At 41.1% G+C, this 23,951-nt stretch carries 21 protein-coding genes; 4 read left to right on the forward strand and 17 right to left on the reverse strand.

What is annotated here, in order from left to right; translation table 11 throughout:
* The first annotated feature begins 103 nt into the window (after positions 1-103).
* Together AC3WTB_RS07600 and AC3WTB_RS07605 are read left to right on the forward strand one after the other, a co-directional pair.
* Entirely contained in the window at positions 104-772 is a 669-nt protein-coding gene (locus AC3WTB_RS07600) for a YigZ family protein (protein ID WP_012011434.1), read from the forward strand.
* Positions 757-1,848, forward strand: coding sequence for an LCP family protein (locus AC3WTB_RS07605; RefSeq protein WP_058837535.1), 1,092 nt, complete (start codon positions 757-759; stop codon positions 1,846-1,848). The genes AC3WTB_RS07600 and AC3WTB_RS07605 overlap by 16 nt, the downstream gene beginning before the upstream one ends.
* A 35-nt stretch (positions 1,849-1,883) precedes the next feature.
* Here the strand turns inward: AC3WTB_RS07605 and AC3WTB_RS07610 are convergent, their stop codons facing one another.
* The 14 genes from AC3WTB_RS07610 to lytA (AC3WTB_RS07675) all read right to left on the reverse strand — a co-directional run bounded on the left by AC3WTB_RS07610 (position 1,884) and on the right by lytA (AC3WTB_RS07675) (position 17,972).
* Positions 1,884-2,951 (reverse strand): glycosyltransferase family 4 protein, encoded by a 1,068-nt coding sequence (locus tag AC3WTB_RS07610; protein WP_034660156.1) that lies wholly within the window; start codon positions 2,949-2,951, stop codon positions 1,884-1,886.
* Positions 2,952-3,085: 134 nt separating this feature from the next.
* The gene (gene tuaH, locus AC3WTB_RS07615) at positions 3,086-4,285 is read right to left on the reverse strand and encodes a teichuronic acid biosynthesis protein TuaH (protein WP_099663648.1); all 1,200 of its coding nucleotides are present in this window, start codon (positions 4,283-4,285) and stop codon (positions 3,086-3,088) included.
* Positions 4,286-4,301: 16 nt separating this feature from the next.
* On the reverse strand, positions 4,302-5,057 hold the full coding sequence (gene tuaG, locus AC3WTB_RS07620) for a teichuronic acid biosynthesis protein TuaG (RefSeq protein ID WP_047201879.1): 756 nt from the start codon (positions 5,055-5,057) through the stop codon (positions 4,302-4,304).
* A 24-nt stretch (positions 5,058-5,081) separates the two neighbouring features.
* Positions 5,082-5,759 carry a teichuronic acid biosynthesis protein TuaF gene (gene tuaF, locus AC3WTB_RS07625; RefSeq protein ID WP_047201880.1) on the reverse strand — a complete coding sequence of 226 codons (678 nt, stop codon included), beginning with the start codon at positions 5,757-5,759 and terminating at the stop codon, positions 5,082-5,084.
* Between the two features lie 72 nt (positions 5,760-5,831).
* Positions 5,832-7,289: a teichuronic acid biosynthesis protein TuaE gene (gene tuaE / locus AC3WTB_RS07630; protein ID WP_492333547.1), complete on the reverse strand. Its 1,458-nt coding sequence runs from the start codon at positions 7,287-7,289 to the stop codon at positions 5,832-5,834.
* 39 nt (positions 7,290-7,328) lie between these two features.
* On the reverse strand, positions 7,329-8,258 hold the full coding sequence (locus AC3WTB_RS07635; RefSeq protein ID WP_106025564.1) for an NAD-dependent epimerase/dehydratase family protein: 930 nt from the start codon (positions 8,256-8,258) through the stop codon (positions 7,329-7,331).
* A 14-nt stretch (positions 8,259-8,272) separates the two neighbouring features.
* The gene (tuaD, locus tag AC3WTB_RS07640) at positions 8,273-9,610 is read right to left on the reverse strand and encodes a UDP-glucose 6-dehydrogenase TuaD (protein WP_058837530.1); all 1,338 of its coding nucleotides are present in this window, start codon (positions 9,608-9,610) and stop codon (positions 8,273-8,275) included.
* A gap of 79 nt (positions 9,611-9,689) precedes the next feature.
* A complete protein-coding gene (gene tuaC / locus AC3WTB_RS07645; protein WP_492333548.1) occupies positions 9,690-10,874 on the reverse strand; it encodes a teichuronic acid biosynthesis protein TuaC in 1,185 nt (394 codons plus the stop codon).
* Positions 10,871-12,322, reverse strand: coding sequence for a teichuronic acid biosynthesis protein TuaB (tuaB, locus tag AC3WTB_RS07650; protein WP_492333549.1), 1,452 nt, complete (start codon positions 12,320-12,322; stop codon positions 10,871-10,873). The genes tuaC and tuaB overlap by 4 nt, the downstream gene beginning before the upstream one ends.
* Positions 12,323-12,340: 18 nt before the next feature.
* Positions 12,341-13,000 (reverse strand): sugar transferase, encoded by a 660-nt coding sequence (locus AC3WTB_RS07655; RefSeq protein ID WP_034281119.1) that lies wholly within the window; start codon positions 12,998-13,000, stop codon positions 12,341-12,343.
* A gap of 199 nt (positions 13,001-13,199) precedes the next feature.
* Complete coding sequence (gene lytA / locus AC3WTB_RS07660; protein ID WP_106025561.1) at positions 13,200-13,790, reverse strand: acidic lipoprotein LytA; 591 nt, start codon at positions 13,788-13,790, stop codon at positions 13,200-13,202.
* A 211-nt stretch (positions 13,791-14,001) separates the two neighbouring features.
* Positions 14,002-15,492, reverse strand: coding sequence for an N-acetylmuramoyl-L-alanine amidase (locus AC3WTB_RS07665; protein WP_039181847.1), 1,491 nt, complete (start codon positions 15,490-15,492; stop codon positions 14,002-14,004).
* 23 nt (positions 15,493-15,515) lie between these two features.
* Positions 15,516-17,624, reverse strand: a complete 2,109-nt coding sequence (locus tag AC3WTB_RS07670; RefSeq protein ID WP_492333550.1) for a SpoIID/LytB domain-containing protein — start codon at positions 17,622-17,624, stop codon at positions 15,516-15,518.
* 24 nt (positions 17,625-17,648) lie between these two features.
* The gene (gene lytA / locus AC3WTB_RS07675) at positions 17,649-17,972 is read right to left on the reverse strand and encodes an acidic lipoprotein LytA (RefSeq protein WP_058837525.1); all 324 of its coding nucleotides are present in this window, start codon (positions 17,970-17,972) and stop codon (positions 17,649-17,651) included.
* Positions 17,973-18,154: 182 nt separating this feature from the next.
* Between lytA (AC3WTB_RS07675) and tagU the strand changes: the two genes are divergently transcribed.
* On the forward strand, positions 18,155-19,072 hold the full coding sequence (gene tagU, locus AC3WTB_RS07680) for a polyisoprenyl-teichoic acid--peptidoglycan teichoic acid transferase TagU (RefSeq protein WP_268502006.1): 918 nt from the start codon (positions 18,155-18,157) through the stop codon (positions 19,070-19,072).
* A gap of 36 nt (positions 19,073-19,108) precedes the next feature.
* Here the strand turns inward: tagU and wecB are convergent, their stop codons facing one another.
* Complete coding sequence (wecB, locus tag AC3WTB_RS07685; RefSeq protein WP_492333551.1) at positions 19,109-20,248, reverse strand: non-hydrolyzing UDP-N-acetylglucosamine 2-epimerase; 1,140 nt, start codon at positions 20,246-20,248, stop codon at positions 19,109-19,111.
* Between the two features lie 269 nt (positions 20,249-20,517).
* Between wecB and galU the strand changes: the two genes are divergently transcribed.
* The gene (gene galU, locus AC3WTB_RS07690) at positions 20,518-21,399 is read left to right on the forward strand and encodes a UTP--glucose-1-phosphate uridylyltransferase GalU (RefSeq protein ID WP_008343198.1); all 882 of its coding nucleotides are present in this window, start codon (positions 20,518-20,520) and stop codon (positions 21,397-21,399) included.
* Between the two features lie 26 nt (positions 21,400-21,425).
* Here the strand turns inward: galU and tagH are convergent, their stop codons facing one another.
* Both tagH and AC3WTB_RS07700 read right to left on the reverse strand, forming a co-directional pair.
* Positions 21,426-23,027, reverse strand: coding sequence for a teichoic acids export ABC transporter ATP-binding subunit TagH (tagH, locus tag AC3WTB_RS07695; protein WP_492333552.1), 1,602 nt, complete (start codon positions 23,025-23,027; stop codon positions 21,426-21,428).
* A gap of 19 nt (positions 23,028-23,046) precedes the next feature.
* A complete protein-coding gene (locus AC3WTB_RS07700) occupies positions 23,047-23,874 on the reverse strand; it encodes an ABC transporter permease (RefSeq protein WP_099663720.1) in 828 nt (275 codons plus the stop codon).
* Between the last annotated feature and the right edge of the window lie 77 nt (positions 23,875-23,951).

Below are 23,951 nucleotides of genomic sequence, written 5' to 3' on the forward strand. Positions count from 1 at the left end.
CCTTTTTCCGCTCCTATCATCATAACAAAATACGCTGTAAAATTCTAAAACCAATGCAAATTTTCACTAGTCTTACAATTTGCTTGTCAGGAGGGTGTGTCTTTTGCTGAATCGCTATCTTACAGTAAAAAGTCGTGGCGAGCATGAGATCGTCATTGAAAAATCACGTTTTATTTGTCATATACAGCGTGCTGTCTCAGAAGAAGAAGCACAAGCATTTATACAATCCATTAAAAAACAACATTGGAATGCCACACATAATTGTTCAGCCTATCTCATTGGTGAACATGACCTCATTCAAAAAGCGAATGATGATGGTGAACCAAGTGGTACAGCAGGTGTGCCAATGCTTGAAGTGCTAAAAAAACGGAAGCTGAAAGATACAGTCGTTGTGGTCACTCGTTATTTCGGCGGTATCAAGCTAGGTGCCGGTGGATTGATTCGTGCCTACGGAAAATCTGTATCAGAAGCTATCAACCATGTTGGAATGGTAGAGCGCTGTTTAATGCGTACAATGCACACAACAATAGATTATACATGGCTTGGAAAGGTAGAGAATGAGCTTAGAGCCTCATCTTTTCAGCTAAAAGAAATCCATTATGCAGAAGATGTTATTTTTGAGACATATGTCGAAGAAACACAAACAGAGCAGTTCATTGAGTGGATGACTGAGCTGACAAATGGAAAGAGTGTTACAAAAGAAGGCGAATTGATTTATTTAGAAAAGGACATTGGTCCGATAAAGGAGACAGATGAATGGCACAACGAGTAAAAGTGCGTGTACGAAAGAAAAAGAGTAAGAAGAAGAGAATTATCAAACGTATTCTGGTCTTATTTTTGCTACTTATCATCTGCATGGGCGGATTCGCAGTATATAAAATCGTCAATACTCTTCAAGCTGCTGACAAAACATATGATGAACTAAACCGTGGAGAGAAATCGAATCTTCGTGATGCGGTTATTGATATTAAGAAAAAACCTTTCTCTGTATTATTTGTCGGAATTGAGGATTATGCCACAAAGGGTGATCATGGCCGTTCAGATTCACTCATTGTCGCAACGATTAACCCTCAAGACAAAACGATGAAAATGGTTAGTATTCCTCGTGACACACGCGTACAGCTTGCAAGTGATACAACAGGAAGTAAAGAAAAGATCAATGCAGCATTTGCTAAAGGTGGTAAAGACGAAACGATCGAAACTGTCGAACAATTCTTGCATATTCCGATTGATAAGTATGCAACCGTTGATTTCGACGGATTCAAGGATGTCATTGATGAAGTCGGCGGAATTGATATCGATGTTCCATTTGACTTCAATGAAAAAAGTGATGTTAAAAAATCGAAAAAGATTTACTTCAAAAAAGGCAATATGCATTTAAACGGGGAAGAAGCACTTGCTTACGCACGGATGAGAAAACAAGATCCACGCGGTGATTTCGGACGTAACGATCGTCAGAAACAAATTTTACGTGCAATGATTGATCAAATGGCGAAGCCAAATAACATTGCGAACGTCGATAACATCGCTAAAGAGGTCAGTGATCACATTACGACCAATTTCCGTATCACAGAAGGTCTTGCGCTTCAGCAAATCTACAGCGGATTTAAAGGAGACGACACAGAAACACTTTCTATTAAGGGATCAGACCTTTATTTAGGGCCAAATCGCACGTATTACTTTGAGCCAGATCCGACCAATTTAGCTAACGTACAAAATGAATTACGGACGCATTTAAAGCTTCCTGCTGAATCTTCAACTGAAACAGATTCACAAACCAATCCGTCCTCTGGTGAAACAGGGTCAAGTGATACAACTAACTCATCGACCAGCACACCTGGACAATAATAAAAACAGCCCAGTTCCTAGGAACGGGCTGTTTTTTACTGCCTTTTGACCATTCGTTTATAAAATTTCGTAAATGGTTTAAATTCTTCATTCACCAAGCCTGTGACTTCTGCAATCACTTGCATGAACATGACCAGTAAAAAGATAATAATCAGTGATAACCAAATGGTGGCGCTTGTCAGCAAAATCGCACTTAGACTAAAGACTAAGCCAATCATATAAATCACGATGACAGCCATGCGATGGGACAAGCCAAAGGCCATCAGTCTATGATGAATATGAGATTTGTCAGGTGCTGAGATCGGCTGTTTGTTTAATATTCGTCTAATGATGGCAAAGGTGGTATCGAAAATAGGGACACCTAAGATGATCACTGGAACAACAACACTAAACAAAGTGACACTTTTGTATAGCCCTAATAGTGACAGTACCGAAATCATATAGCCTAAAAAAAGCGAACCGGTGTCACCCATAAAAATCTTCGCCGGATGAAAGTTGTAAAAAAGAAAGCCGATGGTACTGCCAATGACAACAAGGGATAAAGAAAGAATCAAAATTTTATCTGCTGAAAATGCCATCACGGCAATGGTTGATAAACCGATGACAGAAATACCGGCAGCCAGTCCATCAAGGCCGTCAATTAAATTAATGGCATTTGTGATTCCGACAATCCATAACACGGTTAGGGGATATGCCATCCAGCCTAACTCAATTCGATCTGTTAAGAAAGGAACAGAGAAAAAGTCCATTTTTAAGCCTGTGCTTACAATCAGACAAGCAACAAGAACTTGTACGAGAAATTTGAATTTTGCACTTAAATTATATTTATCATCAAATATACCTAGAATGACGATAAGTACGGCACCAACTGAAATTGCTGTAATTTTATTATGTAGAAACAGCCCGCCTGCTAATGCTCCAGCCGCTACCCCAATAAAAATTGCCAAACCGCCCATTCGAGGCATTACTTTATCATGAACTTTTCGTTTATTCGGCTGGTCCACTGCACCAATCTTAATTGCAAACTTTTTGACGATTGGTGTCACAATTAAAACTGTAGCCAGAGAGACAAAAAACGCTAATAAGGCGCGTTCGTAATCCATAGGTCAGTCTCCTTCTAAATTGAAATCTGTATTTTGTATATTGGCCGCTCTTTCCATTATACAATTGAATAGAGGATGATCACAAGCTTCCCCTGTGAAGAAGAAACAAATAAAAACGCACAATCCCTGATGAATTATGCGTTTTCTTTAATATTCGTTAGTTCCACCATGTTTGTGAACAGCGCGTGCCAATCTTTTTTCTTCGCACGGCTTTGTCTTAGATGTCTATAATCCATATCGTCTTTTTTGCTGATCACTTTTTGGCAGGCTTCTACGAAGAGTGCAGGATCTTCGCCCTCTAAATATTCATACACATCATTCTCTTTTAGCCTTTCCGTTGACGGAAGATTTAAACCGACAACCGGTATTCCTGCGGCTAAAAATTCATATAGCTTGAGCGGGAACACGGCTTGATTGTAAGGAGATTGTTTGTATGGCATCATGCCTACATCAATCAGCTTCATATACGCAGGCACTTCTTCTGGTGCAACAGCACCTGTCCAAATCACATTTGGCAGTTTAAGTGCATGCTGAAAAGATGGATCGCCATTTGTTCCATCCGGACCGACAAATAAAAATGTCCAATCAGGCTGCATGCGAGCAGCTTCTGCTATCATGTCAAAATCCAGCTTCGGCTTGATGCCTCCAATAAAACCAAGAACAGTTCCTTCTCTTCCTCCCAGCACATCCTCCTTACATGGAAGATTGCTTTTGGCAAACACATCGTACTCAACGCCATTTTCCACTGTAAAGACATCTTTCGGTTCACCCATGAGACGTTTTTTAATTTGATCGTGCAAGTATTGAGAAGAGCATGTAATGCTGTGTGCGTATTTGATGATTCGATTTTCTGCTTTCACAATGACACGCTGCCTCATATAAGAAAGCAAATTATTTTTGCCGCTTATCGGCTCTCCCCACAGGTCACTGCAGTCATAGACAATATGTTTCCATTCAAATAAAGAAGATAAGAGCGGAAAGCCCGGAAACGTATACCATAAGCAAACAGCGATTCCCTTCTTTTCCTCCTGCCGTAAATGCTCAAGAAGTGGGGACAATTTATGAATATAGAACATGTCTTGATATCGGCCAAAGCGAAAAAATTTGTTCTTAAGCACATCAGGAATGGTCAATTGCTTCATTCGATCGGTTATGGGCTGAAAGGGAGCTTTATGACGGGATGCAGATGGGCATACCCAGATGACCTCTTTCGTTTCTGGATCAGATGCTAGAAATTCCGCCAGTCGATGCCGTCTGTACCTCAAGCCGTCCTGTCCCCATTCTCCCGTCGCTACGATAACATGTATGATCGAGTCTGCTTTCACCTTTATCACCTTTTTTCCCTTCTGTTTATAAGCGCTTCTTCACAGCATTTGTCGCATAGTGCATAAAACACCAAGATGCTTTGACAAAATGCAGCTGCTCAATTTCTCTGTAGACGAACCACGTTTTTTTCGCTGCTTTCCACTTGTTACTAGAGATCGAGTTCCCAACGATACGGTATTCACTGAGCGGTTCACTCATACCATAGGCTGTAAATCCTCTTTTTAATATGGACAGCCACGTTGCTAAATCCTGTCTTGTGCGGATGTTCGGCATTTCTATATGTCCGATCTTCTGTACATCAAGCATCACCGTTAAACAGCCGATAATGGTATTTTTCAAAGCTTCATCATAAGTTAATCTTGCTGGTGCAGTGACGGTTTTTTCTAATGGTTCTCCATTTTCTGCGATAATATCATATGCCGTGAATGTAAAGGCATAATCGTTTGTCAGCATGAAGTCTACCTGCTTTTCGAGCTTCGTCTCTTTCCACTTATCATCGCTGTCTAAAAAAGCAATAAAGCGGCCTTTTGCCTTTTTGATGGCTGTATTTCTAGCGATGGCGGCTCCCCCATTTTTCTCTAAATAAATGACGTTGATTCTGTCGTCTGCTTCACTTAAGTCCCCAAGCAGCTTCCTTGTTCCATCTGTTGAACAATCATCTGCGATGATCAGTTCCCAATTGGAATAAGTTTGGGCAAGGACGGAATGAACTGTATCCGTTAAATAACGTTCCGCATTATAGGCCGGTGTAATGATTGATACTAACGGTTGATTGTTCACCTAAGACTCATCTCCAGTTCATCATTAAGATTCTTTGAACACTTCGGGCAAGACCACAAACATGAGCGAGATACTAAAGCCAATGACAAGTCCAAGCAGTGCACGTTTTTTCGCTGACATGCCTTTATTGCCTTCATCAAGAACTTGAGCAGGATCCACAATCTTCGCCTGCTTCATTCCAAGCTTTGTAGACTCCAATTCATATAGGAATCGTTCTTTATCTACTTTGGAATCGTTGCTGACAGATTCGTCTTTTAAAGCAGATAATCTACTTTCAATCACCTGCTGCCTTTTTGTAAATAATGCTTTGTCTTGCTTCAGAAATGTATCTGACACCTGCTTCACGACAGCTAAAGCATGATCCTTCTCAGCATCTGTGAAGGACAGCTGTAATTGTGTATCTGATTGATTGGTGAGGATGAGGCGGCTTTTCACATCCTGCCTTTCTTCTTCTTTGATGTCACTGAGTGCTTCATTCAAAAATGCATCGCTTTTTAATAGAGATGTCACTTCAGCTATATTGTTATACACTCCGTCATCATATTTACCAAGCGTGAGAGTAACAGCAGCTGTGTAACTAGACTGCTGCGTTGTTCCTTTGGCAAAAAAGAATCCAAAAGCGCCTAATACGACAGGCAGCAGCACGAGCCATACGATATACTTTTTGATTCGCTTCCCTATTCTAGATATGAAACCAGACATGTTCATTCTCCCAACATTGACGTATTTGCTTTTTCACTAGTGTAGCCATACCAGCGCAGCATCACACACGGTTTACCAAGTCTTAAACCGCTGTTTGTTTTTCAACATATTCACCGCTGCGATCACGAGTCCTAAAAAGACCCAGTGGAAATATAAATTCGAGACAGAACTAGGACTGATACTTGAAACGAGAAAGCTCAGCATGGCAGCGAACAAACCTTCAATGATCATTTTTGCTGATCTTGTATCAGCCCATTGATATTGTTTATACAGCGTGAACATGAGATAAGCGTAGACGGAGATATAGCCCAGCATGACCGCAAATCCAAAGTTCGTCATCACTTCCAGCAGCCAATTGTGCACTTCAACCACTTGATCTGTATCAAAGATTGAAAAGTGGGCTAAGTAGTAAGACACATTCCCCGCTCCGACACCAAATCCGTATGAATCCGTAAAGAAATGCCATGCATTTTTGATCAAATTCGCTCTCGCAATGTTGGATGGGAGTGGTTCACTAAAAGAATGCGCGACCTGAGAAGCGAGAAACAAGTCATAAAAGACTGAATAAATCTTGGCTGAAAAAACAACGATACAGATGACACCAAGTCCGCCTGCTGCGATGAGTGACCACTTTCTGAGAAAGCGCGGCATGAGCAGCCACACATAGATGGCGACTCCTGCAAATATGCCAAGCAGGCTCGCGCGGGATTCTGTTAACAAAATGAGATACAGTGCTGCAATGGCGCCAAATAATCCAAATGCTTTGATATAACCATTTTTCATTTGTCGCATACACGCTAAATATAAGAAAAAGCTAATCGATAAAAACGTCGCAAAATCATTTTGATTAAAAAAGACAGCTGTAGGATAGTGCTGTTTATACGCCGGCCCAAGATATAATGAAGTATTCGGTAAATGGTTCAAAGTAAAGTGATTATAAAACCCTATCCCCATCACAAATACAGTCATGACGAGCCAAATGCTATAAAAGGTGACCACTTGATCCATTCGCTGGATGTACATGACCACAAGAAAGACAAACCCCATCCCCATCGCAAGCAGGGACATATATTTGAGACCGTCTGTCACCGAATGAGCCCACAGCAGTGAGATGAGCCCATAAAGAAACCATGCAGCGAAAAAACCAAGAATCCCTTTTACACGAATCTGCTGCCACTGCGATATGTACGTCCCCTTATCTCTCATCCGCCATATGAATAAAGCAAAAGCAGCAATGAGCATAATACGGTAGAGAAAAAGACTAAAGAACCCAGCACTAATTGAAAAGAAAGCGTTGTTGAGAAAGGTCAATGCAATTAAAAGATAAATGGCTGACATGAACACCTGCTCACCGTTCATGTATAGCTTCATTAACACGAGAAAAACCGTTAGGATCAAAAGCAGGACCGGAATAGCGACGATCTTTTTTAACCCGATGGGCTGCGCAGACGCCATTTGTACAAGTCCTAGCCCTGCTGCAAATAATATACATCCGATCATGATTTGCCATGCTGTTTGTTTCACGCTCATACCCATTTTCCTCCTAAGCAACCCATCCGATTTGAGGGATTAAGCCTTGACTTCCTGTTTATAGTAGGAAATGGTACGAGCCAAACCTTCCTGTAAACTCACAACAGGCTCCCAAGCTAAGACTTGTTTCGTTTCCTCATTTGCTAATGTACTATGCACGATATCTCCTGCACGCTGCGGTTTGTAAATCGGTTCAAGCTGTGATCTTGTTACCCGTTTCATCGTTTGAAACAGTTCATTCACAGTGATGGAATGACCACACGAAATATTTAAACAAACGTTTGATTGGGCTGTTAATGCCGCAACATTCGCTGCCGCTAGATCACCCACATAGATAAAGTCTCTTGTTTGTTCCCCATCTCCAAAGATAAAAGGGGCCTCATCCTTTGCAAACTTATCAGAGAAAATAGAGACAACACCACCTTCGCCAAGTGCGTCTTGGCGCGGACCATATACATTGCTGTACCTGAGAATACAATAGTCCACATCATAAAGTGATTTTGCCATTTCTAAATACCGCTCTACTGTCAGTTTTGCTAAACCATAAGGTGAACCAGGCTTCAGCCGGTGAGCGGTGTCTACTGGCAGATACACCGGGTCTCCATAGACAGCTGCTGATGAGGCAAAGATGACTTTTTCCACCCCTGCTTCAGCCGCAGCTTTCATGACGTGCAGAGATCCTTTGATATTGACCTCTTCGTCATAAACGAAATCCTGAACGGAAATGGCTACACTTACTTGTGCTGCAAGATGAATGATATAATCCGGTGCGATTTGTTTGATCAAATCAATCGTCGCTGGCTTTGTGACATCTGCCTCTATGCATTGCACGGAAAGATGGGCAATATTTTCTCGAGATCCAGTTGAAAAGTTATCAAGAATGATGGGCTCATAGCCTTTTTCTAGTAAAGCCTCTACCGTATGTGATCCAATAAATCCGCTTCCCCCAGTAACCAATACTTTCTTCATCCAAGCTCCCCCTGTTATTGTGCCTTCGATACCAATTCTGCTTCCCATACACTTGGGCGGCCGATAGACTGGTAAATAAATCCTCTCTCTTTCATTTCTGCTGGATCAAACAAATTCCTTCCATCAATTACAATTGGCGAACGAAGCAGCTGCTTGATCTGGTCTTTATCCATCTTCTGTACGTCATCCCATTCTGTTAGGATGAGACAGGCATCGGTATCTTTTACTGTTTCATACAGGTCGTTGCTGAAAACCGCCTGCGGACCAAGCTCCCGCTCAGCTTCCATATAAGCAATCGGATCATAGGCTTTTACAAAAGCACCTAGCTCTCTCAGCATTGGGATAATATCTAATGCAGGTGCGGAACGCATATCATTCGTATTCGGTTTGAATGCAAGGCCTAAGACAGAAATGGTCTTTCCTTTAATATCACCGAACACACTCATCAGTTTGCTGACAAGGTGGGCTCTTTGGTTGTTGTTCGTTTCAATGACAGATTCGATCAGCTTGAACCGATACCCGGATGTTTCGGCAATTTTGAGAAGAGCCATTGTGTCTTTCGGGAAACAAGAACCCCCAAATCCAATGCCTGCTTTTAAAAATTTATGCCCGATGCGGCTGTCTAATCCAACTCCTTCACTGACTTTTTCAACGTCAGCGCCTACCCTTTCGCAAATATTTGCAATGTCATTAATGAAAGAGATTTTTGTGGCAAGCATGGCATTTGCAGCATACTTAATCATTTCAGCACTTTCTAAGTTGGTCTCCACAACTTCTGTTTGAAACGGATCATGCAGCCTTTTAATGATGGTGGAAGCATGAGTGCTTGTTGAACCAATGACTGCCCGCTCCATATTCATCGTGTCTTGAATTGCAGAGCCTTCTCGGAGAAACTCTGGATTGGATACGACGTCAAAGGGATATTTGCTGCGCGATGCTTTTTCCACAATGGCTTGAACGAGACGGCCTGTTCCAACGGGCACTGTGCTTTTATTGACGATGATTTTATAGCCATTCAGGTGTTCACCGATCGTTTGAGCGACGGCTTTCACATACGTTAAATCCGCTTCCCCTTGTGGCGTCATCGGTGTCCCTACGGCAATATAGATAATCTCTGATTCCCTAATAGCGGCAGGAATATTCGTTGTAAAAAACAGTCTTCCTTCTTCTGTATTCTTTTCAATCAATTCCTTTAAACCTGGTTCATAAATGGGAACGACACCACTTTTTAAGCTGTTGATTTTTGATTCATCGATGTCACAGCAGATGACACGATTTCCGATATCAGCAAAACAAGTACCCGATACTAACCCGACATACCCTGTTCCAATCACAGCAATTTTCTTCAACATTTTTCATCCTCTCAGTAAAAGCATATTGTCCGTTCCAAGCTGTTTATCTATCTATCATTCTTTGCACATTTCATCTTGTTTAAACGATGGATGTTGATTGATTGAGCACCTTCTCATATTGCTGAATGAGATGCTTCGCATTATGTTCTGATGAATATTCTGTATGAACCATTTCCTGAAGATCGCTTTTCACTTGCTCATTCCATCTGTTTTCATAAAGGCAGGCGTGAATCGCCTCTTTCAGCTGACTCGTCGAACGTGGTTCAACAAGCAGGTGTTGATAGGTTGAAAATAAGGATGGGAGACCACCAACTCGTGTTGCAATGACAGGTACTTTTAAAGCGAGCGCTTCTAGTACGACGGTTGGCATTCCTTCACTGTAGGAAGGGAGTGCAAACAGATCAGCTGCCATTAAGTAGTCTCTTACCTGCTCATTCGGTACCTGCCCTGGGAGTATAATAGATGCTCCTGCCCGTTCCATGAGCTCCTTTGCAAGGGGGCCTTTTCCGACAAAGACTGCTTTCACACCATCCATGCTGCTGACAGCATCAGCTAGTTCAAGCAAGCCCTTCTCTTTCACTAAACGCCCGACGAAAACAACGAGCTTATCTTGAAGCGGTAAACGTAAGTGCTTTCTGATGCCTTTTTGATCTTCATCCGTTCTTGAAAATGATTGGAGCGGAATACCAAGCGGAAGACATTTTGCTTCTACCTTCGTCATATCATTTGTCTTTTTAGACAGCTCCTCACTCACTGTCAGAACAACAGATGCCTGCTTCACCGCCGTTTCAAAGGCTGCCTGTGCCCCTTTGCTATAGCTCGGATATACGTTCACATCACTGCCGTGTAAGGTCAGAAGATAAGGGATTTGCATTTCTTTCTGAATGACAGCCGCCGCTCCGCCAGACGGCATGGCAAAATGCGCATGGATGAAATCTGGTGACAGCTGATGATGCTGCATTGCCCGGAGAACGGAAGCCGCTATTCGTTTACTCGGCTGTGCCCATTTCAGCTGTCCAGGGAGCGCTCGATAAGACGGTCTGTAAACTGTCACTCCGTTCCGCACTTCCTGTTCAGGCAGCTCTTTTTTCTGCCTATAGGATGCCTTGAGCATCCGTAAAACCGGCGGATTCTCTGGATTAGGACAAATGACAGTCACTTCTATTCCTTGTTTGAGCAGCTCCTGGACTTGCGTTTCATGAAATACGCCCTCACTCGGATGTTTTTCACTAGGATATACACTTGTCAGCCATAGTACCTTCATGACGAACGACCTCTTCTCAATAATTTGCCTGCAGCCTGCGGATACATTTTGATGAGCAGCAAGCCATACAATGCAGCACTGACACAAACAGTCAGAAGTAATTGAAATGAAATATCTGCTGATGTCAGCTTCATCCCTTGATGTAAAGCTACCGCACAGACAGCCATGAGCAGCGTCATGACAGCGGGCTTTCCAAGTGATTTTAAATACACCTTCATATCAAGCTGAATGACATATGCCATGAGCCATCTGCCGACAATAAAGTTGAGCAGGCTGACACCTGAGTAAATCCAAGCTACTGTAAGCAGACTGCCTGTCATGACACCTGCATATAATGCGCAGCCATACACGATGAGCATCCCCGTATCCCAATAAAAGGCTAAGTCCGCTCTCCCTTTTGCAAGAAGTATGGAACCGTTTGGATTCATCAGCACACGCAGCAGGCCGACAATGCACAATATATTTAAAACCGGAACCGCTACTAGCCATTTCTCTCCAAACACGACTTCTATAAAACTGTCTGATACGGCAACAAGGCCGATTATTAATGGAAAACTAACCAATGCGAGCATATTCGTCATACTTAGGAAGCCCTCACGCAGCATGGAGTGATCACGCTGACTTTTTGCGAAAACTGGGAAAGCCACTCTCGTCACAATCGGATTAATCTTCAGTACGGGTATCGTCACAATTTGATACGCCAAGCTGTAAATACCTAACGCCTCCGCTCCAAGAAATCGGCCGATTAAAATCATGTCGATGTTTGATCCTGCTCGGTTGACCAGTCTGGATGCGAGCTGGAATGCACCGAATGAGAAAAATTCCTTCACCTCTCCTAATGCAAAAACAGGTGCTGGACGCCACTTCTTCCAATAAGCCGCTGCATACATGAGACCTTTTCCTGATTGCAGCAGCACTTGAGAAATAACATAGGCGATAATCGGATTCATGAAGAAGGCGAAAACGAGTAAAACGAGCAGCGATATGATGGTCGCAATAGCTTCAATGGTGCTTAATGTTTTAAAGGCTAAGTCTTTTTGCATCATATACTGGTACTGCTGGCCAATCGGTGCGATCAGAAACATGATCGATAATAGCTTGAGCAGACCCTCTAGCTCTGGCCGGTTATAAAAAGCGGCTATCATTGGGCTTAGCAGGATGAGCAGACAAAACAAGATAATCCCTGTGAGCAAGTTGATCCAATATAATGTAGATAATTGACGTTCTGTCGTTTGTTCCTTTTGAATGATCGCTGCCCCAATTCCTAGATCAAGTAAAATCTGCGTAAATATTGTGACAGTTGTGATCATGCCAACGAGTCCAAACTCCTTGAGTGACATCACATTCCCTAAAAAGGCGAACTGTGCAATTTGGATAATGGTGATGATCAATGCGGACAAGCTTGTCCATTTTGCCCCGCCTAGCATGCGTTTTTTCATACTTGCCATTTCTCTTCCCTACTTTACTTATCTGGCTCCGTCACCAGTCATGATGACTTTTAACGTTTTTACCATAATCTTCGTGTCGAGAGAAAATGTCAAGTTTTGAATATACTGTAAGTCGTGTGTTAATTTTTCACTTGGACTCATTTCATATCCGCCATTTACTTGAGCAAGACCTGTCAGCCCCGGCTTTACTGCCAATCTTTTTGTGAAGCCTGGAATCGTCCGATTAAATTCTGCGGTAAACATCGGTCTTTCCGGACGAGGACCTACGATACTCATTTCTCCTTTTAACACGTTGATAAATTGCGGAAGTTCATCAATTCTTGTTTTACGGATGAATGCCCCCACTTTGGTGATACGCGGGTCGTTTTTTTGAGCCCATTTCGCTCCTCCGCTTTCTGCGTCAGTTCTCATCGATCTGAGCTTCCATAATTTAAAGTAAACACCGTCTTTCCCGACCCTTTCCTGCATATAAAAGGCTGGCCCTGGTGTTTCTAGCTTAATCAAAAGAGCAAACAGCAAAATGATTGGCGTACTCAACATCAATCCGATGAACGAGAACATTAAATCTATGAAACGTTTTGCAAATAAATAACGAACCATATGTTCTGTTAAGGCAAAAGAGTGATTTCGTCTCACTTCATATTCTCTGTAAAGATTCATCGCTTTCTCTGCACTCACTGACCTGCACCTCACCATTCAAAGTAGTTGTTGTGTAAAGAGATGTTCTATGAAAGTCAGTTTAGCAGAGCAACATTAAGCAAATGTAAATGGGCTGTTAAGTCTTGTAAAACTGTGTTAAGAATGTGCACTTATATCAAGTTATGCCCTTTTCAACGTAAAAAAGACCCGCAATTCTGCGGGTCTCTGGGTCTTTTCTTTATTTTGCTTTTACAGATTCGATCGTTTTCAATCGAAGTGTTCCATTTGCATCTTTTGTATAGGTTACTTTTACTTTTGATTCTTCTTTTAAGCTGTTCACTTGTTTAGAAAAGGTATTTCCGAATTGAATCGCTACTTCTTTTCCATCAATGTTGACAGCAATTGTATGTCCATCAGCCAAACCGACATATGTGCCTTCTTTGGTGACTTCATTTTTCTTACTAGTTGTTGATTCTTTCTTTGTTTTAGAGTCAGCTTTTGAGTCAGTTTTTGATTGGTCTTTAGCAGGTTCTTCTTTTGTAATTTCTTTGCTTGAGCTGTCTTTTGCTTCTTCATCAGATTGACCTGCTGGTTCTTCTGTTTGAGCAGCTGTTTCTTTGCTTTGATCATCTGATTTTTCATTTTTTGATGATTGATCATCTTCTGATTTTTCGTCTGCAGCCTTATCTTTGTTTTGATCGGTTGCTTCAGTTGTTTCTTTTTGACTGTCATCCTTTTTGTTATCGCTTGATTGATTTGTTGTGCCGCACGCTGTGAGCAATACTCCTAGAAGCAATACGAGAAACGGCATTGTGATTAATTTTTTCAAGATCGTCACCTCTTCATGATTTGTCGGTTTGCTGAAGATTTATGCGTAAACCATTCACCTTCTATGTTTCAATTATAACAAACATAGCCAAAAATGAAATGTATTTTTAACTTGACAATGTTTCTTCGTGGACTTTTAAAAAAAGGCTGCCGAGTTCTTACTCGAGCAGCCTAAGAGGAGTATCTGAGGCACCCCTCAGGTTTGTGTTTTCTTATCTAAAATAACCTGACACACCGCTTGAAATGCCTGACGCTAAACGATCTTTATACGTAGCAGATTTCAAGATGTTTGAATCAACTGGACTAGAAACAAAACCAGTTTCTAAAAGAACACTCGGCATTTTAGAATATTTAATGACGTAGAAGCCAGCTGTTTTCACACCACGGTCTCTTGTTCCTAGTGCACTGACCATTTTTGGCTGGATGTTTTGCGCCAGCTTCAGGCTGTTTGCAGCCGCATATGTTTTGTCATAGTATGTTTCTGTTCCATTTGCACTGCTGTTATCATTTGAGTTCGCATGGACACTAATGAAGATATCCGCTTTCGCATTGGCACCTTTGCTCACTCGTGTTTGAAGACTATCAAATGTGTCTGATGTTCTTGACATAGTCACGAGTGCACCAGCGTTGTTTAATTTCGTATTTAAACGCTTTGCTACGTCTAAATTCAAATTCTTTTCATATAATCCGTAACCTACAGCTCCTGAATCATGCGCGCCATGACCTGGATCAATGAATACTTTTTTCCCAACAGCCGGGTTTTTCAGCTGGTTTACAACAGTTGGAGTGACAGTATTTGTACTGCCTACAACAGTAAATTTAGTGATTTTCTTGCTGCTCACTGTTGCTCTTGTTACTTTTGGCAGCGTCTTTTCATTCGTTAGAAGCAATGCTTTGTTTTGCTTCGCCGCAATGCCAGCAGCAGAAGATGAAGTGGCATAGCCAAATCCTCTTCCTACATAGGTATTATTGACGCTCATATTGTATTTTTTCACAATATTTGCCGCGACATCATAACGAGTCGATCCTTTGATTCGTGTTGGAGACTTCAATTGGTTATAAGCTGCTTTTGTGACGTAGTTCTCTCCGCCGACTACAATGGTTTGTTTGACATTGCTTGCTTTTGCAACAGAAGCGATTTCAGAACGAAGTCCCTTTTTATCTGTGTATAGAATCGGGAATCCTTTTTGAGCGGCTACAGGTGCAATTGCAATCCCATGTGCATAGAAAGAACCCTCAACGACAACGACGCCTGCTGGCTTTTTCATTTTTTTCGCGATATTAGCAGATAGCTCATATCGGTTTTTTCCTGAAATACGCTGTGTGGAGATGCCCATTTTCTTCACTTGATTGACCACGTTGTTTGACACACTTGATGTGCTGCCTAAAACGATCACCGTTTTTGTTTTTAATGAAGTTAAGGCTTTCTTTGTATCACCCGAAAGGCTTTTACTGTTTGTGTAAAGAACTGGTCCATTTTTTTGATGTGCAAGTGGAATTCCTGCTGTTGCATCTGCATACGCAGTTTTCCCTACTAAAACGACTGTACTTGCAGTTCCCCATCCTTTTTTCGCTACGTTTGCCGCTACAGCATATCTGCTACCGCCATCAATTCGTGAGACTGAATTGTCTGCCAAAGCTGTTGGAACGATAACGAAAATAGCGATGAGGCTGAGGATGGCTGTTTTCATCAATGAGCGCATCTTCTATGTCCTCCTTTTACCCTTTAATAGTTTGTTAGTTTTGTACCTGGATAGTAGAACGAGAGTATGGAAGAATATGAGTTTCCAGATTCAGCTCTCGCTTTGGCTCCGTATTGGCTCATACCAATGCCGTGGCCATATCCTTTTCCTGAAATCGTGAAGTCATTTGTGTTGTTTTTGACTGACGCAAACGTGCTTTTCACTTTTGTTGCGCCCATGACTGATCGAAACTCGGTCATCTTCATACTTGCCGTTGTGCTTTTGTTCACCGAATATGTGCCTGTTTTGTTTTTCAGATGGTATGTCAGTTTGATCGATACCGTCTTCGCACGCTGGCCTTTTGTTTTCCCTGAGAACGTCAGGCTTGAGATGGATGCGATTTTCATATCAGATGCAGCAGTTTCTTTGTTTTTAAGCAGCCATGATTTCAGGCCAGCAAGGTCAGCTGCATTTGTCTCTTTTGCCTTAGACCATTGAGATGCTGCTGTGCTAGCAGTCAATGTCGTGCTCAGTTGTTTTTTAGAGAGTTTCAGTGTCCATGGATTGACTGGATCTTTTGGATCCTTTTTGGCCACTAAGTATGGCAGTGCATTTCCCCATACTTCTTCACTTGCCTCTGTATAACCGCCATTGCTAGAGTAATAGGTTGCTGAAATGAGTTGATTGTTGTATTTCAGAACCTTTCCTTTTGTGGCATCGACAGCTTTTGTCGAATTTGTGTACCAGTTATATCCTCCATAGACTTGGAAGGCTGTTGTATCAGGGACGACTTTTCCAATACTTTTCACAGAATACGTTCTAGCGGCAACTGCCTGTGCTTTTAACGCTTCAACATTCCAGCTTGCAGGCATTTCATTTGGCACTACGCCTTTTAGATAGTCTTCAAATGGAATATTTTCGAGAGTCGGCCTGATATACCCTGATTCAATTGCAAAGTTTACGCTGCCTAAATACGGCTTTCCTGCAATTTGAAGGACATTTTTTGTTGAATATTTCTCAGGAACAACTCTTACTGTGCTATACGTTTTTATGCCTTTTAATGAAATTTTTCCGTTAGAAATATTCAATTGGTAGTTTTGATTTTTTTTCAGATAAACTTGTTTGGCTAAGGAATTTTTCAAGCTATCTTTAATCGCACTTGTGCTGCCCGCAAGATGATAAGCATATGTACCTTTTTCCTTCAACAGTGCTTTTAAAGACGCTGTGACAGAATCGGGTTTCACATACACAACGGTACTGTTAGATTTTGCAGCCAATTGCGACAGCGGCATAGCATAAATATAGCTAGAGGCTTTCGCCAAATAAACTTTATCTGCATTAATATTTAATTTCTTTATAATATTCACAGATAATTCATAGCGATTGGCACCGCTGATTCTTGTCACCTGTGAGGTTTTTTTGATTTGCTTTTCAACTTTTTGTCCAGTACTTTTCGTACTGCCGATGATGATCACTTTACTTGGCATTCTATAAGACGGAATGGAATCTTTTTTTGTTAACAGGATAGGGTATCCCTTTCTCGATGCATAGGATGCAATGGCAATCCCATTCATAAATGAGTTCCCGCCGACAACGACAGCTTGCTTATAGTTACCCATTTCTTTAGCGATTTTTTGGGAGATTTCAAACTTGTCTTTTCCACTAATACGTCTGACTTTGCCATACTTTTTAATAGATTTCTCAGCAGCTGTTGAAATGCTTTTCGTATTTCCGACAATCAGAATGTTATCCGGCTTCATTTTCTTCAGCTGGTTCTCTGTTGTTTTTGTCAGTTTTTCAATATTCGTATACAAAATAGGTGCGCCCAGTTTGTATGCTAACGGTGATACAGAAATTGCATGATCAAATGCATCACGACTGACAATGACAACAGTTGATGGATTTTTCCAGCCGGCAGACGCGATGCTATTGGCTACTTCATAGCGATTTTTGCCATCGTATCTTTTTGTGACAGCCACATTCGAACCTGAAAGCTTGTATTCTCCAGTTGTGGATACATCCATCGTTTTTTTGTTTCCGATATAATTAGACAATTTCACTGAAATTGTCGAGCTAGCCATGGCAGACTGAAAGGGTGCAACTAGTAGAGTCAGTATCATGAGAACAATTAGTGTAACGCCTGTTTTCTTCAATTTTGTTCATCCCGCCCATCTTTTTTACTTCTGTTTTTCAATCTTCTGGATTTCCTTTTGACCACTGTCATTAATAAAGTAAGAGATTTCTACTGTGTCTCCTGGTTTAAATTCATTTAACACATCTTTAAAATTATCCGTAAATTCATAGCTTAAGGTCGTATTCACTTTTTTCACTTCGACTGTATGTGCATCAGCCATTCCAATAAATTCAGCTTTCTCTTCCAGTACCTGAGGAGTTGAACTGCTTGTCTTGTTTTCTCCTGTGGACTGCTCAGCCGTTCCACATGCTGCGAGCACGATTCCTAGTAGCAGTATTAAGAACGGTAAAACGACGATTTTCTTCATTTTTTTCACCTCATGTCTTTGTATCGTCTTATAACTTATTATTTTAAGGTAAATTTAAGGTTTTTTGAAACCTTTTTTTTGTTACAACGTCTATATCTAGGTTCAGAGTAAAAAAATAACTTGTTTATCAAGATTCGTAAACCTATAATCATGGAAGAATCATAGAAAAGGTGAGGGACATTATGAGAGCTGAAAGAAAAAGAAAGAAGAAAAAGGTTCTTTGGATTGTTTTATCGATTATTGGCTTATTCGTATTAGCAACTGGCGGATACGCATATCATCTTTGGAACACAGCAGCATCGACCGTCGCAGGCATTCAGGAGAATTTAAAGAAGTCAGATAAGCGTGACAAAGATGTCGATTTAAATAAGAAAGACCCGATTTCTATTTTAGTCATGGGTGTCGATGAACGAAAAAATGACCGAGGCCGTGCAGACACATTAATATACATGACAGTAAATCCGAAAACGAAAACGACCGAAATGGTGAGCATCCCGCGTGATACGTATACGAAAATTGTCGGAAAAGGCACAATGGATAAAATCAACCATTCCTATGCATTCGGCGGTACACAAATGGCAGCAGATACTGTAGAGGAACTGCTTGATGTACCTGTTGATTACTTCGTTAAAGTCAATATGGAAAGCTTTAAGGATATTGTCGATACACTTGGCGGCATTACGGTGAACAGCACGTTTGCATTTAGCTATGATGGCCACTCATTTGGTACAGGAGAGATTAACCTGAACGGGGATCAAGCCCTTGCCTATACGAGAATGAGAAAGCAAGATCCAAAGGGTGACTTCGGACGTCAGCAAAGACAGCGCCAAGTCATTGAGGGCATCATTGCAAAAGGTGCCAACATTTCATCTATCACGAAATTCGGCGATATGTTCAAAGTCGTAGAAAATAATATGAAGACAAACATGTCATTTGACGATATGTGGACGATGATGAATGATTATCGCGATGCAAGACAGCATGTAAAACAGCACGAGTTGAAAGGATCAGGCGCACGTATCAATAACATTTATTACTACCAGCTTGATGACAGCAGTCTGGCTAAAGTGAAGAAGGAATTGAAGGAAAGTTTGGAGTAGTAAAAAAGAAGACTACATTTCTGTAGTCTTCTTTTTTTATGATTGAAATGGAACTGGTTTTTCTTCGCTTAATCCAAAACGATGGAGAAGCTCTTCGACAATTCGTTTTGACGCTTGTCCATCACCATATGGATTAGACGCCTTCGACATGTTGTCGTACTCTTTCTGATCGACTAGCAGCTGTTTTGCCATATTGTAAATGGTCTCTTCATCTGTACCCGCGAGCTTAAGCGTACCAGCTTTCACACCTTCAGGGCGTTCTGTTGTATCGCGCAGCACTAGTACTGGCTTCCCTAGAGAAGGCGCCTCCTCTTGTACACCGCCAGAATCCGTTAATATAAAGTGTGAGGCAGCAGCGAAGTTATGGAAATCAACAACTTCAAGCGGCTCAATTAAGTGCACACGATCAAGATCACTGAATTCTGTCTGAGCCGCATCACGAACAGCAGGGTTTAAATGTACAGGGTAGACAACCTGAACATTTTCAAACTCTTCTACAATACGTCTAATTGCTCTAAACATGTTTTTCATCGGCTGGCCGAGATTTTCTCTGCGATGAGCCGTTAACAAAATCATTTTATCTGTGCCTATTTTCTCTAAAATAGGGTGTTGATACTGCTCTGTAACCGTTGTTTGCAATGCATCAATCGCAGTATTCCCCGTCACACAAATCGTCTCTTCTTTTTTATTTTCAATTAAAAGATTCTGCTTTGCCTCTTTTGTAGGAGCAAAATGAATATCAGCAATTGTGCCTGTCATTTGTCGGTTCAATTCCTCAGGGAACGGCGAGTATTTATTGTGTGTTCTTAAACCCGCTTCAACGTGACCGACAGAAATTTGGTGGTAGAATGCGGCCAAGCTTCCTGCAAAGGTTGTAGTGGTGTCTCCATGAACAAGGACGATATCAGGCTTTTCCTCTTGGAATAATTGATCTAGTTTCAATAGTGCATTTGATGTGATTTCAGATAATGTCTGGCGCTGCTTCATGATGTTTAAATCATGATCTGGCGTAATAGAAAAAGCCTCAAGGACTTGATCAAGCATTTCTCTATGTTGAGCTGTTACAGTAACAATCGAATTTATCTGTGGATGTTTATTCAGTTCAAGGACAAGTGGTGCCATTTTGATTGCTTCAGGTCTAGTACCGAAAATAGTCATTACATTTAGTTTTTTCACTTGTTTATGCCTCTTTCCTAGTATAATACTTTCAATTATACACAATTGGGAGGATAAAATTAATGATATAAAAAAAGAAATTTACATTGAATTAACATTAAATTTCTCTTTCCTTTACATTTAACATATAAAATATGAATTATCTAAAAGTCATTTTAGTGAAATCATTTGTCTTTCCTATGATTTGTAAGTTACACTTTAAACAGACGACCAAGAACAAACATTGAAATATGAAATCGGTTATCTATGTAAGGAAGGTGCAAAGTTCATTGAAAAAAGTACGTAAAGCCATTATACCAGCTGCAGGTCTCGGAACACGTTTCCTCCCTGCAACAAAAGCAATGCCTAAAGAAATGCTCCCAATCGTTGATAAACCAACCATTCAATATATTATTGAAGAAGCTGTTGAATCAGGAATCGAAGACATTATTATCGTCACTGGAAAAGGAAAAAGAGCCATTGAGGATCATTTTGATTTTGCACCAGAGCTAGAGCGCAATCTTGAAGAAAAGGGAAAGAGCGAGCTTTTAGAGAAAGTGAGAAAATCCTCTAACATTGCTGACATCCATTACATACGTCAAAAAGAGCCGAAAGGACTCGGACACGCCGTTTGGTGCGCACGCAACTTTATCGGTGATGAACCTTTTGCTGTTTTATTAGGTGATGACATTGTTCAAGCCGAAACACCTGGGCTGCGTCAGCTAATGGATGAATATGAAAAAACTCTTTCATCTGTCATCGGGGTTCAGCAGGTAGCAGACAGCGATACGCATCGCTACGGGATCATCGACCCTCTTACACAAGAAGGGCGCCGCTATCAAGTCAAAAACTTTGTTGAAAAACCGCCGCAAGGAACAGCACCATCGAACCTAGCCATCTTAGGGCGCTACATTTTCACGCCAGAGATCTTTATGTACCTCGATCAGCAAGAAATTGGTGCAGGCGGAGAAATTCAGCTGACAGATGCCATTCAAAAGCTGAATGACATTCAGCGCGTATTTGCCTATGATTTCGAAGGGAAACGATACGATGTCGGCGAGAAGCAAGGCTTCATTGAAACAACGCTTGAGTTTGCTCTTCAGGATGAAGAATTGAAAAAGAAACTCATTCCATTTATGAAACAGCTTCTCGAAAAAGAAGAAGTGAACTAAAAAAGCTGCCGGTATCGGCAGCTTTTTTAATTCATGACTGAAATAGTCAGTGTATGCTGTTCATTATCAATGACAAACAGATTGTTTTCGCCCTTCACTGCGAATTTCGTTTGTTTCTCATTCATCCAGACATTCTGTTCTGTCAGCCCAAGTGTGGAAGGAGAGATCGGCATAATCTCGCGAAACACAATGGTGTTTGCCTGACCCTTTTGAATGACATAGTCGGTTTTCTCTGTGGTCAATCGTTCAATCGTATCTCCTTGATCACTTTTCAATGAGCTCAGCGTTTGCATTCTCTGTTTAAGCACAGATTCTTCTTTTCCAAGGAAAGAAATTAGATACTCATACGAACCTGCTGATGCAGGCGATACATAGGAATTAAACTGTCCTGGTCCAATGGATAATGGCTTTAAATCCTCTGCATTTTGAAGCGCATCAGGTTTAACAAAATACGTTTCTGACGCTGTTTTAATTTGAACGGTTTGTTTATTTTCAGCCACAGCCTGTACTTCTTGTCCAAATGGCAAAGTGACATCCACCTTTTTTTTCATGGCTTGGTCTTTGTAAATCTTGAGTGGATCAGCCGTGACAATCATCTGTTGATCCACCTTTTTCATATCGGGCGCCCCCTTCGTTTCCGGGTTCTTCGACTGAGGCGCTTCTATCTTATCTGATGGAATTGCACCAAATGTCGCCAGTGTACGAAGCGGGCGATCTGAAAACATCGATAAGGCCAGCAATATCGTTAAGATCGCTAAAACTGTCACTTGAAATGCGGGTCCAAACAATGAGCGCCGTTTGCCGTTCTCTTGATAACGAGACACCTTTTCTGTCTTCTGTACGCCTTTGCGGCCTTCCTTATGTTTCAATTGATATTCTTTTTTCTCTTTCTTGGAAAGCTTGTTAAACCACTCAACAAACTCCTTATACTCTTTCACAACTTTTTTCGTATCATCAAACATACGAAGCTCACCATAATGCATCCAAGCCACCCGATCACAGATTTTTTGGATTTGGCTAATGGAGTGACTGACAAAAAAGATCGTTTTGCCTTGTTCCTTGAATTCTGTAATGCGGTCCACACATTTTTGATAGAAGGTTTGGTCTCCAACAGACAGTGCTTCATCAATAATGAGGATATCTGGATCGATATGTGCTGAAATGGCAAAACCAAGACGGGATTTCATTCCACTCGAATAGCTTTTTACAGGCTGGTCAATAAAGTCGCCAATATCCGCAAACTCTACGATTTTTTCATAAAGCTCGTCTATCTCTTTATTCGTCAGTCCCATCATTAAGCACTTTAAACGAATGTTGTCTTTTCCGCTTAATTGATTGTTCAGCCCTGCAGCAATGGCAATTAACGAAGGCTGGCCGTCCATTTCAATTTCACCAGTTGTCGGTGGAATGATTTTCGCTAGAAGGTTCGACATTGTCGATTTTCCAGATCCGTTAATCCCCACAAAACCAATGGTCTCGCCTTCATATACATCAAAGGACACATCACGGACAGCAAAAAAACCTTTTTCATTTTTATTAGGAAAAAACAGCCCTTTAATCTTATCTGCCTGCTTTTTATATAGGACGTATTGCTTGGATACGTTTCGAAACGAAACCTTTAGTTTCATCGTATAATCTCCTTACTTTTTAAAGAAAATCGACAAATTTATCCCTAAATTTCATATGAAGCAATGAACCGGCTGTTAAAAGAAGAAGCGTGATCAGCCAAAAATAAAGTGTGTATTTGACATCATGGAAGAACCATTCTCCCTTTAATAAACTATTTCTAAAACCATCAATAATGTAGAAAAGAGGATTCAATCTTAATATGTCCCCAATCCACGCCTTGTCTCCAGTGAGCTTTTCTGAGATATTCCAAAAAATCGGCAGCAAAAAGAAAAGTAATCGTGTCACGGATTGTAAAAGAAATTGATAGTCTCTCACGAGTACGCTAATTGTGGAATTAAACAAACTAAACGAAAACATAAACGCGATCATACAAATAAGATAGTATATATATTGCAGCCAATGCGCGTCAGGATAGATGCCATAAGAAATCAGCACGATCAAATAGACGCCCATCATGACAAAGTAGCTGAACAAGTTGGACATAATCACCACAGACGGCAGCGCACTAATCGGAAAATTCATTTTCGATACCATATTAATGCGTTTAAACACACTGTTTGATCCATCAAGAATGGTCGGACTAATGAAGAACCAAGGGATTAATCCGGCAAGCATCCAGATGATAAATGGAACCTCCACGCCGCCAATGACAATTGGCTGTCCTCCGCGAATACCCATACCAAAAACAAACCAGTAAGCCAGCATTTGAATCAATGGATTTAAAAACTGCCATAAAACACCTAAATAATTCATCTGATATTTTGATTTTGTTTCATAAACAGCAAGTCGCATAATCAGCGGAAATGAACTGATTTGCTCCTTTAGTATCGTCAACATTGCGTTCATTCTAATCTTCCTTAGATATAAGTTTTTGGGATTACTTTTTTAAAAAGCACCGCTCATAATTGTAACAGATAACGATG

Source organism: Bacillus sp. EB106-04-04-XG123 (assembly GCF_058791855.1).

Excerpts from the sequence above, each read along its gene's own strand:
- AC3WTB_RS07610 (WP_034660156.1), bottom strand. The coding sequence starts at position 2,951 with ATGGATTACGAACGCGCCTTATTAGCGTTTTTTGTCTCTCTGGCTACA.
- tuaB (WP_492333549.1), bottom strand. The coding sequence starts at position 12,322 with ATGGCAAGTATGAAAAAACGCATGCTAGGCGGGGCAAAATGGACAAGC.
- AC3WTB_RS07635 (WP_106025564.1), bottom strand. The coding sequence starts at position 8,258 with ATGAAGAAAGTATTGGTTACTGGGGGAAGCGGATTTATTGGATCACAT.
- tuaF (WP_047201880.1), bottom strand. The coding sequence starts at position 5,759 with ATGTCTGGTTTCATATCTAGAATAGGGAAGCGAATCAAAAAGTATATC.
- lytA (WP_058837525.1), bottom strand. The coding sequence starts at position 17,972 with ATGAAGAAAATCGTCGTTTTACCGTTCTTAATACTGCTACTAGGAATC.
- tuaE (WP_492333547.1), bottom strand. The coding sequence starts at position 7,289 with ATGAGCGTGAAACAAACAGCATGGCAAATCATGATCGGATGTATATTA.
- AC3WTB_RS07605 (WP_058837535.1), top strand. The coding sequence starts at position 757 with ATGGCACAACGAGTAAAAGTGCGTGTACGAAAGAAAAAGAGTAAGAAG.
- tuaC (WP_492333548.1), bottom strand. The coding sequence starts at position 10,874 with ATGAAGGTACTATGGCTGACAAGTGTATATCCTAGTGAAAAACATCCG.
- AC3WTB_RS07700 (WP_099663720.1), bottom strand. The coding sequence starts at position 23,874 with ATGAACGCAATGTTGACGATACTAAAGGAGCAAATCAGTTCATTTCCG.
- tagH (WP_492333552.1), bottom strand. The coding sequence starts at position 23,027 with ATGAAACTAAAGGTTTCGTTTCGAAACGTATCCAAGCAATACGTCCTA.
- AC3WTB_RS07665 (WP_039181847.1), bottom strand. The coding sequence starts at position 15,492 with ATGCGCTCATTGATGAAAACAGCCATCCTCAGCCTCATCGCTATTTTC.
- tagU (WP_268502006.1), top strand. The coding sequence starts at position 18,155 with ATGAGAGCTGAAAGAAAAAGAAAGAAGAAAAAGGTTCTTTGGATTGTT.
- tuaD (WP_058837530.1), bottom strand. The coding sequence starts at position 9,610 with ATGTTGAAGAAAATTGCTGTGATTGGAACAGGGTATGTCGGGTTAGTA.